The sequence below is a fragment of the Salegentibacter sp. genome (assembly GCF_036568425.1).
Taxonomy (GTDB): Bacteria; Bacteroidota; Bacteroidia; order Flavobacteriales; family Flavobacteriaceae; genus Salegentibacter.
In genome coordinates, this window is sequence record NZ_DATCSO010000054.1 from 1 (window position 1) to 3454 (window position 3454).

At 39.4% G+C, this 3454-nt stretch carries 4 protein-coding genes; all 4 read right to left on the bottom strand.

The features are described 5' to 3' along the window. A partial coding sequence (gene rplT / locus VIM94_RS05305; RefSeq protein WP_332038250.1) for a 50S ribosomal protein L20 occupies nt 1-178 on the bottom strand: 178 nt, incomplete at its 3' end. A 110-nt stretch (nt 179-288) separates the two neighbouring features. After that, nucleotides 289-486 carry a 50S ribosomal protein L35 gene (gene rpmI / locus VIM94_RS05310; RefSeq protein WP_037319922.1) on the bottom strand — a complete coding sequence of 66 codons (198 nt, stop codon included), beginning with the start codon at nt 484-486 and terminating at the stop codon, nt 289-291. Between the two features lie 32 nt (nt 487-518). Continuing rightward, nucleotides 519-1034, bottom strand: a complete 516-nt coding sequence (gene infC, locus VIM94_RS05315) for a translation initiation factor IF-3 (RefSeq protein ID WP_332038251.1) — start codon at nt 1032-1034, stop codon at nt 519-521. Between the two features lie 59 nt (nt 1035-1093). Continuing rightward, entirely contained in the window at nt 1094-3040 is a 1947-nt protein-coding gene (gene thrS / locus VIM94_RS05320) for a threonine--tRNA ligase (protein WP_332038249.1), read from the bottom strand. Nucleotides 3041-3454: the final 414 nt, after the last annotated feature.

A 3454-nucleotide genomic window follows, 5' to 3' on the forward strand; every position in this document is an offset into this window, starting at 1 on the left:
ATGAACGGAAATTACGTTTCTTGGTTTTGCGGTCTCTGTATGCATAAAGCATAGCTTTCTCTACCGCGTTTTTGGCAACTGTCCAAACGTTTTTACGACGTCCGAAGTAACCTTTTGCTTGCTTAAGAACCTTTTTTCTTCGGGCTCTCTTCGCAACTGAATTTACTGATCTTGGCATATTTTAAATTTTTTTGTAGCAGGCGGCCTGTAATGACACTTTATTAAAACCGTTTAGGGTTTTGCCCAACTCCAGGGTTTTTAAATTGTTTAAACCGTTAAAGGCTTATATTACTTTAAACGTAACATAAGTTTAACATTGTCCTTGTCAGCATCATGTACCAAAGTACTATGCGTTAAGGCTAGCTTACGTTTTTTAGACTTCTTTGTTAAGATGTGGCTTTTAAACGCATGCTTTCTTTTAATCTTACCGGTACCTGTAAGCTTGAAACGCTTCTTGGCACTGGATTTTGTTTTCATTTTAGGCATGTTCTCTTCTTTTGTAATTAACTCTCTTATTCTTATTTCGTCTTTCTGGGCGCAAGGAACATTGTCATCCTTTTGCCTTCCAGTTTGGGCATTTGCTCTACCTTACCTAACTCCTCAAGGTCCTGGGCTAATCTAAGCAACAGGATTTCACCTTTATCTTTAAATACAATAGATCTTCCTTTAAAGAACACAAATGCTTTAAGTTTAGCTCCATCCTTCAGGAATTTCTCAGCATTACGTTTTTTGAACTCATAATCGTGATCATCGGTATTGGGCCCAAAACGGATCTCCTTTACCACTACCTGACTTGCTTTGGCCTTTAAGGCTTTCTCGCGTTTTTTCTGTTCATAGAGAAATTTTTTGTAGTCCATTACCTTAACCACAGGGGGCTTGGCGTTTGGGGAAATCTCTACCAGATCCAGACCTTGCTCATCGGCAATTTCCAGAGCTTTCTGTATTGGATAAACTCCCATTTCTACATTATCGCCTACAAGGCGCACTTCATCAGACCTGATCTTTTTATTGATCCGGTGTTGATCTTCTTTAATTTCTCTTAGCGGTCGCTTTGATCTTTTTCTACGTATTGCTATGGCTTATCGTATTTTAATTAAACTTCAAACGTCTTTAACGTTTCTCTTATTTCTTTATTTATTATTTCGGCAAAGGCTTCAGGGGTCATTGTTCCCAGGTCGCCTTCCCCGCGTTTTCGTACAGAAACTGTACCATCTTTCTCCTCTTGTTCTCCTACAATCAACATGTAAGGGAATTTGTTTACTTCTGCCTCACGAATTTTCTTCCCAACGGTTTCATTTCGGTTATCGGCCAGGGCGCGAATTTCGTGATTTTCTAGCAAAGTTAAAACTTTTTGTGAGTATTTTTCATACTTCTCGCTGAGTGAGAGAATGATAGCCTGCTCAGGCATTAACCACAGTGGGAAGTTCCCGGCAGTATGCTCCAAAAGGATAGCGATAAATCTCTCCATGCTGCCAAATGGTGCACGATGTATCATTACTGGACGGTGTGACTCATTGTCACTGCCTTTATAGGTAAGGTCGAATCGTTCTGGCAGGTTGTAATCAACCTGAATGGTGCCCAGCTGCCAGCTTCTGCCAAGGGCATCTTTAACCATGAAGTCCAGTTTCGGGCCATAAAAAGCAGCTTCTCCTTTCTCAATTACATAATTCAGGCCTTTTTCTTTTGCTGCATTAATAATGGCAGTTTCGGCTTTTTCCCAAACATCATCACTGCCTATATATTTTTCTTTGTTTTCAGGATCTCTGAGAGAAACCTGTGCGGTAAAGTTCTCAAAACCTAAGGAATCGAAAACATATAAGGTGAGGTCTATAACCTTTTTGAATTCTGAATCTAATTGATCAGGAGTACAGAAAATATGGGCATCATCCTGGGTAAAGCCTCTAACCCGGGTTAATCCATGCAATTCTCCGCTTTGTTCATAACGATATACCGTTCCAAACTCTGCAAACCTCTTCGGAAGGTCACGATAGCTCCAGGCAGAAGCATTGTAGATCTCACAGTGATGAGGACAATTCATTGGTTTTAAAAGAAATTCTTCGCCTTCATTAGGGGTGTGGATTGGTTGAAAACTATCTTCTCCGTATTTGGCGTAATGTCCTGAAGTGACATAAAGCTCTTTTTGACCAATATGTGGGCTCACCACCATTTCGTATCCTGCTTTTTTCTGTGCCTTTTTCAGAAAATTCTCCAGCCGTTCTCTTAAAGCTGCACCTTTAGGTAGCCATAATGGCAATCCCTGGCCAACCTTCTGAGAAAATGTGAAAAGTTCGAGTTCTTTCCCTAATTTCCGGTGATCCCTTTTTTTCGCCTCTTCCAGGAGCTCGAGGTATTCTTTTAATTCTTTTTGTTTCGGAAATGAAATTCCATAAACCCTGGTAAGCTGAGGATTTTTTTCATCTCCACGCCAGTAAGCACCTGCAACACTCATTAGCTTTACTGCCTTAATAAATCCGGTATTGGGAAGATGGCCTCCACGGCATAAATCGGTGAAATTGGAATGATCGCAGAAAGTGATCTCTCCGTCTTCCAGATTCTCTATAAGTTCAACCTTAAATGGGTTGTTTTGGTTTTTATAATATTCAAGAGCTTCAGCCTTGGAAACTTCACGCATTTTAAAGTCGTGTTTTTCACGGGCGATTTCCAGCATTCGGTTTTCGATCTTTTTAAAATCGTTTTCCGATAGCTTATCTTCTCCGAAATCTACATCGTAGTAAAAGCCATTTTCTATAGCAGGGCCTATAGTTAACTTGGCTCCGGGGTAAAGTTCCTCAATGGCTTGAGCCATAACGTGAGAAGTAGAATGCCAGAATGCCTTTTTACCTTCATCATCTTTCCAGGTATAAAGAACAAGATCGCCATCTTCCTTAAGAGGAGTGGAGGTTTCAACTGTTTCTCCTTTATATTTAGCTGAAATAACATTTCGGGCAAGGCCTTCGCTTATGCTTTTAGCTACATCCATAGGGGTGGTTCCCTTTTCAAATTCCTTAATACTGCCGTCTGGCAAACTTACCTGAATCATTCTCTTGAGTTCTCTACTGATTAATGCGCAAAGATAACAGGTTGACTTTGGTTGCGCAATACTGCATGAATATAAAAATAACCTAAAAAGATAAACTTTTCTTTGTCCTTAATATATATACTTAAAATCCAAAATTTAATTAATAGAATGTCTTTTTGGTTTTCTTCTAAAAAAAAATGAGATATATAAAGACTTAAGAAAGAAGACTTCCGAAGCGAGCTTTAAGATTTCTTTAAAAAACTTTTGTTTTTTACTTGCGGGGCTAAAAAAGCCCTGTATATTTGCAGCCGCTTACGAGGATAACGGGAGTTATGGAGTAGGCGTTAGTTCTTTTAAAACGTGGATTTGGAGGGAGTTTTGCAGGCTTTTTCAGGGGCAGAAAAAAATTAATTTTTTTTTCTTGTCAGAAAGAAA